Origin of the sequence: Psychromicrobium xiongbiense, assembly GCF_030271165.1 — a bacterium.
Lineage (GTDB): Bacteria > Actinomycetota > Actinomycetes > Actinomycetales > Micrococcaceae > Renibacterium > Renibacterium xiongbiense.
On the sequence record NZ_JASSZH010000005.1, the window covers coordinates 207,293 to 213,756 of the forward strand.

Here is a 6,464-nt window from a genome sequence, read left to right on the forward strand (position 1 = left end):
CGGCCGGATGAGGCCGGTACACCCTCATCCGGCCAGAATGCGGGAAAGATATCTGGCGACGGCGCGCACGGCCGCCATGGTGGAGGGATAATCCATCCGCAACGGACCCAGCACGCCCAGCTTGGCGCCGTCACCGGCACCATAGCTGGCCGCGATGACGGAGGTCTCGGACAGTGAATCGGCCAGGTTCTCCCGACCGATGCTCACTGCCATACCCCGTGAGTCCTGGGCCATGTCGGAGAGCAGACGCAACATGACGACCTGCTCCTCCAGAGCGTCGAGCACCGGGCCGATGCTCAGCGGGAAGTCACCGCGTGCCCGGGCCAGGTTGGCCGTCCCGGCCACCACGAAGCGCTGCTCCTGCAACTCCTCCGCCAGAGAGCGCAGTCCCCTGCCGATGGCCTGCGCCGCGATCCGCAGAGCGGGCGGGACCACCTGGCCCACCATCTCGCTCCGGGCGGAGAGATCCGCCACCGGCTGAGTGCCGCAGTGCTCCAGGAACAGGGCTCGCAGGATGGCGACCTGCGCCTCGCTGAGCTGCTGGCCGACGTCGAAGACGCCCTGCTCCACTTTGCCGGTATCAAGAATCAGCACCAGCAACACCTGGTGGGCGGCCAGCTGAACCACCTCGATATGACGCACCGAGGCATGAGAGGAGAGCGGGAACTGGACCACCGCGACCTGGTTGGTCAGTTGAGCGAGAGTGCGGACCGTGCGCTCCAGCAGGTCTTCGACATCGTGCGTACCACTGAGCACCGCGGCGATCGCGCGCTTCTCCGCTGCGGAGAGCGGTTTGACCTCATCGATGCGATCCACAAAGAGCCGATAGCCCTTGTCGGTGGGGATCCGCCCGGAAGAAGTGTGCGGGGCCGCGATCAGGCCTTCCTCTTCCAGAGCCGCCATATCATTACGAATGGTCGCACTGGATACACCGAGCTGATGCCGCTCCACCAGGGCCTTTGAACCCACGGGGTCCCCCGAATGCACATAATCATCAACGATGGCCCGGAGCACATCGAGCCTGCGTCCCTCGCTCATGAAACCTCCCACCGTTGTTAGCACTCTCCTGGTCCAAGTGCTAATTCTAGTACGCCTTCGTCCGGCGCGCACCCGCGTGTCCGCTGGGGCTCTGTGCAGCAATGGGCCAGACTACAACGGTGAGTGAAGGATTTGATTACACCAGCTGGGGTCCGCAATCCTCCGGAGTACTCTCCGCAGGCCGCAAGCGAGCCAAGCTCCCGCAGGTGGAAGCGCGGGCGGGTCTGGTCCTTGAAGACGTGACCAGCGGATGGGTCGGTGCGGTGACCCGGACCGAAAAATCGGGCGGTATGCACGTTCTCGTTCTGGAAAACCGGTTGGGACGCACGCGCTCCTTCCCGCTCGGCTTCGGCTTCCTGCTGGATGGTTCCCCGGTTGAAGTAGTGGCTCCCGTGGCCAGGCCAGCTGGCCCCGCTCCCGCCAGACGGACCGCCTCCGGATCGGTGATGGTCACCGGGGAGCGAGCCCGGGTGGCCCGCGCCAGCAGGATCTGGGTGGAAGGCAAGCACGATGCCGAGCTGGTCGAGAAGGTCTGGGGCGACGACCTGAGGGTGGAGGGCATCGTGGTGGAACCATTGGGCGGCATCGACGATCTGGTCGACGCCGTCCGAGACTTTCAGCCGGGGCCACAACGCCGACTTGGCGTGCTGGTGGACCATCTGGTCCCGAACTCCAAGGAGAGTCGGATCGCCGCGGAAGCCCTGGCGGTTCCCGGAGCCCGGGACAACCTGCTGATCGTCGGGCATCCCTATGTGGATGTGTGGCAGGCGATCAAACCGAGCGCCCTGGGCATCGCCGCCTGGCCCACGGTGCCGCGCAGCGTGGAGTGGAAGATGGGCATCATGCAGGCCTTCGGTTGGCCGGCCCATGACCACCAGGACATTGCCCGCGGTTGGCAGCGACTGCTCAGCGCCGTCCGCAGCTACTCCGACCTCGAGCCCAGCCTTCTGGGCCGAGTCGAGGAAGTGATCGACTTCCTGACGGTTCCCTGAGCCGATGTGCGGGTTGCCTCACAGATTCTGCGGCTGGCCTGCGGTAGCCTGAGTGCACAGGATGACATGCGCGATGGGCAACGTTGGAGAAGGGGCGGGTGAGTCGGGTGAGTACGCCGGAACGATCCAGGAACCACGGTTCCACGGATCCGAAGTCAGCCGCCTCGGATTCCCGGTTTGACCCGGTGCCAGAGAACGCGGCTCCGCTCACGGCGGCTGAGGATAAGCAGTATGCCTTTCTGGCTCATTGCGGCGGCATTCTCGGATTCATCCCCTCACTGGTGATCTTTCTGATCTTCCGGCATCGTGGTCCCTTTACTGCGCAGGAGTCGAAAGAGGCGCTGAACTTCACCCTGCCGCTGTCCATTCTGGCCGCCATCGCCAATATTGCGGCCGTGCTCCTTCCGGGCATCGGCAGCATTTTTGCCGTTCTGGCCATGCTGATCTGGGTTTTCCTGACCGTGTACTCGGTCATTGCCGCCGTTGCGGTCAATCGGGGTAACCCCTACCGTTATCGCTTCAACCTGCGCTGGATCCACTAGCTCCGGGCGCAGGAGCGACCCCGGTCCGGAAGCGAAAGCACACTCAGTCCAGGACGCGCCGGACCACCGCGTCGGCCAGAAGCCGTCCTTGCAGGGTGAGGACCAGGGTGCCCCGGAAGGCTTCCTTCGGCTCGATCAGGCCTTCGGCGATCAAACTGGCGATGGCCTGCCTGCCGGCGGCGCTCAGTGACTCGATGCGCAGGCCGTCGGCCAGCCGCACGGCGAGCATGACCCGCTCCAGCTCCTGGGTCGGTACATCCAGGATCTCGCGCGCCGCGGCAGGTGATTCGCCTGCTTCCAGGCGCTGGGCGTAAGCGATGGGGTGTTTGACATTCCACCAGCGAACCCCGCCGATGTGTGAATGAGCCCCGGGGCCAATCCCCCACCAGTCGTCACCGCGCCAGTAGGCAAGATTGTGCTGGCAGGCATCCTGTGGCGTCCGGGCCCAGTTGCTGACTTCGTACCACTGGAAGCCAGCCTGGCCGAGGAGCTCATCGGCCACCAGGTACTTATCGGCGTGGTCGTCATCGTCCACGGCGGGGACCTGGCCGCGGCGGATCTGCCCGGCCAGTTTGGTGCCCTCCTCCACGATCAGCGCGTAGGCGGACACGTGATCGGGCTGGTAGCTCAGTGCGGCTTCCACCGAGGCTCGCCAGTCCGACATCGACTCCCCCGGTGTGCCGTAGATCAGGTCGACGCTCACCGCGAGCCCGGCATCCCGGGCCCACTGAACTGCCTGCGGAACCCGCTCGGGCTGGTGCGTACGGTCCAGAACCTTGAGCACATGGGGTACCACTGACTGCATACCGAAGGACACCCGGGTAAACCCGCTCTCCGCCAGTTCCTGCAAGGACTCCGGAGTGACCGAATCCGGGTTGGCCTCGGTGGTGACCTCTGCACCGGGCACTAACCCCCAGCGTTCGATGGCGGCACGCAACATCCCCGCCAGCTCACCCGCTGGCAGCAGGGTGGGTGTTCCTCCGCCGAAGAAGACCGTGCTCAGCGGGCGTTCCGGAAGGCCTGAGGCCCGGATGGCACGCGCCGCCAGCTCGATTTCCCGCTCTGCGGTGCCGGCGTACGCTGCCTGCGAAGCACCCCCGCCAAGTTCCAGCGCGGTATAGGTGTTGAAATCGCAGTAGCCACAGCGGACAGCGCAGAACGGGATGTGGGCGTAGAGCCCGAAGGCTCGGGACGACGCACCCTCCGCAGCCTGGGCCGGAAGCAGACCATCAGCGGGGGCGGGCTCGCCCTCAGGAAGAATGCTGGGCATGACGATCCTCGGTGGCCTGACTCAGATTCACGGGTTTCAGATCCATCGGTTTCAGATCCACGGGTGGATCACTTCTTCGACTTGTCCTTGGAGGATTCGTCGGAGGACAGCGCCGCGATGAACGCCTCCTGGGGGACCTCCACCCGGCCCACCATCTTCATGCGCTTCTTGCCTTCCTTCTGCTTTTCCAGCAGTTTGCGCTTTCGGGTGATGTCACCGCCGTAGCACTTGGCCAGCACATCCTTGCGGATGGCCCGGATGTTCTCGCGGGCAATGATCCGGGCGCCGATCGCGGCCTGGATGGGCACCTCGAATTGCTGGCGCGGAATGAGCTCACGCAGTTTTCCGGTCATCATCACGCCGTAGGAGTAGGCCTTGTCGCGGTGAGTGATAGCGGAGAAGGCATCCACCTGCTCGCCCTGGAGCATAATGTCCACCTTGACCAGATCAGCGACCTGGTCGCCATCGGCCTTCCAGTCAAGCGAGCCATAGCCACGGGTCTTGGATTTGAGGATGTCGAAGAAATCGAAGACGATTTCCGCCAGCGGCAGCCGGTAGCGGATCTCCACCCGGTCCTCGGAAAGGTAGTCCATGCCACCCAGAATGCCCCGGCGGCTCTGGCAGAGCTCCATGATGGCTCCGACAAACTCGTTAGGGGCAAGAATCGTCGCCGAGACCATGGGCTCACGGACCTCGTCGATCTTACCGACAGGGTATTCGCTGGGGTTGGTCACGTGGACCACCTTCTTATCCTCCAGCGTCACCTCATACTCCACGTTCGGGGCTGTGGAGATGAGATCCAGGTTGTATTCGCGTTCCAGACGTTCCCGGGTGATCTCCAGGTGCAGCAGGCCCAGGAAGCCGACCCGGAAGCCGAAGCCCAGCGCAGCGGAGGTCTCCGGCTCGTAGACGAGTGCAGCGTCATTGAGCATCAGCTTTTCCAGCGCGTCACGCAATACCGGATAATCCGTGCCGTCCAGTGGGTACAGGCCGGAGAACACCATCGGCTTGGCGTCCTCGTAGCCGCCCAGGGATTCTGCTGCGGGCTTGTGCAAGGTGGTGACCGTATCGCCAACCTTGGACTGACGGACGTCCTTCACCCCGGTGATCAGATAGCCCACCTCACCCACGCCCAGGCCCTTGGACGGGGTCGGCTCCGGGGAGCTCACGCCGATTTCCAGCAGTTCGTGGGTGGCACGGGTGGACATCATCTGGATCTTCTCGCGCGGCGAGAGCTTGCCGTCCACCACACGGACATACGTGACCACGCCGCGGTAGGAGTCGTAGACCGAGTCGAAAATCATGGCGCGGGCAGGGGCGTCCGGATTCCCGGTCGGAGCGGGCAGCTCGTGGACGATCTGGTCCAGGAGCGCTTCAACGCCCATGCCGGTCTTGCCGGATACTTTCAGGACATCCTCTGGCCTGCCGCCGATGAGGTTGGCCAGTTCGGCAGCGTACTTCTCCGGCTGGGCGGCCGGCAGATCGATCTTGTTCAGCACCGGGATGATGGTGAGATTATTTTCCATCGCGAGGTACAGATTGGCCAGGGTCTGCGCTTCGATGCCCTGTGCTGCATCAACGAGCAGGATGGCGCCCTCGCAGGCGGCCAGCGAGCGAGACACCTCGTAGGTGAAGTCGACGTGGCCGGGGGTGTCGATCATATTCAGGCAGTAGGCCTGTCCATCCACTTCCCAGGGAATACGCACAGCCTGGGACTTGATGGTGATGCCACGCTCACGTTCAATGTCCATCCGGTCCAGGTACTGCGCCTTCATATCGCGTTGCGCGACGACGCCGGTCAGTTGCAGCATCCGATCCGCCAGGGTGGACTTCCCGTGGTCGATATGGGCGATGATGCAGAAATTCCTGATGATCGCCGGATCGGTCGCGGCGGGCACCGGTGCGGTGCGGGCCATGGGTGACACTGCAGAGACTTCCTCACTGTCGACGGTTTAAGCGGTAGAGCTGGGTGCAGCACCTTCGGAGACTTTCACCCCTGTCGCGGGGCCGGTCTGCGAAATACGCACCTTCGATTCTCCCACGAGCGCGCAGATTGCTCAGCATTGGTCAGTTCGTTGTTCTGTCCGGATCTGCCGTGACAGGCCCCGCCGCGACGCGCCCGCATGAGTGGATCGACTGCGGTCCTGACGAACAGCAGTTGATCTGCTAAAGTTTACTGCTGTGTGTGTCCGTGCAGGTCGGCGGGCACGATGGATCCCCGGACGTTCACCGAAATCGAGTTTCCCCACTCTGTCAATGGGTGATCCAACGCCCTCTAGACCAAATGTTTGACGCAAGACATAGATGGAAGAGTTCACCACGTGGCTAATATCAAGTCCCAGAAGAAGCGCATTCTGACCAACGAGAAGGCGCGTCAGCGCAATGTCTCGGTCAAGTCTGAGCTGAAGACCGTTGTTCGGGCCGTCAACGAGGCTGTTGCCTCGGGCGACCAGGAGACGGCAAGCACGGCGCTCGCTACCGCCAGCCGCAAGCTGGATAAGGCCGTGAGCAAAGGCGTGATTCACGCCAACCAGGCGGCCAACCGCAAGTCCGCCATTGCCAAGAAGGTCAACGGCCTCGCTGGCTAATCTTGTACCTTGGGCGTGGGGGGGGGGGGGGGGG

At 63.7% G+C, this 6,464-nt stretch carries 6 protein-coding genes; 3 read left to right on the forward strand and 3 right to left on the reverse strand.

What is annotated here, in order from left to right; translation table 11 throughout:
• Window positions 1-24: 24 nt before the first annotated feature.
• Window positions 25-1,038, reverse strand: a complete 1,014-nt coding sequence (hrcA, locus tag QQM37_RS02180) for a heat-inducible transcriptional repressor HrcA (protein WP_285724550.1) — start codon at window positions 1,036-1,038, stop codon at window positions 25-27.
• A 101-nt stretch (window positions 1,039-1,139) separates the two neighbouring features.
• On the opposite strand from hrcA, the gene QQM37_RS02185 reads away from it, so the two are divergent.
• Together QQM37_RS02185 and QQM37_RS02190 are read left to right on the forward strand one after the other, a co-directional pair.
• Entirely contained in the window at window positions 1,140-2,030 is an 891-nt protein-coding gene (locus QQM37_RS02185) for a DUF3097 domain-containing protein (RefSeq protein ID WP_420030107.1), read from the forward strand.
• Window positions 2,031-2,137: 107 nt separating this feature from the next.
• Entirely contained in the window at window positions 2,138-2,572 is a 435-nt protein-coding gene (locus tag QQM37_RS02190) for a DUF4870 domain-containing protein (protein ID WP_420030108.1), read from the forward strand.
• A 43-nt stretch (window positions 2,573-2,615) separates the two neighbouring features.
• On the opposite strand, the gene hemW is transcribed toward QQM37_RS02190, so the two are convergent.
• Together hemW and lepA are read right to left on the reverse strand one after the other, a co-directional pair.
• Window positions 2,616-3,842 (reverse strand): radical SAM family heme chaperone HemW, encoded by a 1,227-nt coding sequence (gene hemW, locus QQM37_RS02195; RefSeq protein ID WP_285724554.1) that lies wholly within the window; start codon window positions 3,840-3,842, stop codon window positions 2,616-2,618.
• Window positions 3,843-3,910: 68 nt separating this feature from the next.
• Entirely contained in the window at window positions 3,911-5,767 is a 1,857-nt protein-coding gene (gene lepA / locus QQM37_RS02200; protein ID WP_285724556.1) for a translation elongation factor 4, read from the reverse strand.
• 396 nt (window positions 5,768-6,163) lie between these two features.
• On the opposite strand from lepA, the gene rpsT reads away from it, so the two are divergent.
• The gene (gene rpsT, locus QQM37_RS02205) at window positions 6,164-6,430 is read left to right on the forward strand and encodes a 30S ribosomal protein S20 (protein ID WP_285724558.1); all 267 of its coding nucleotides are present in this window, start codon (window positions 6,164-6,166) and stop codon (window positions 6,428-6,430) included.
• The last annotated feature ends 34 nt before the right edge of the window (window positions 6,431-6,464 follow it).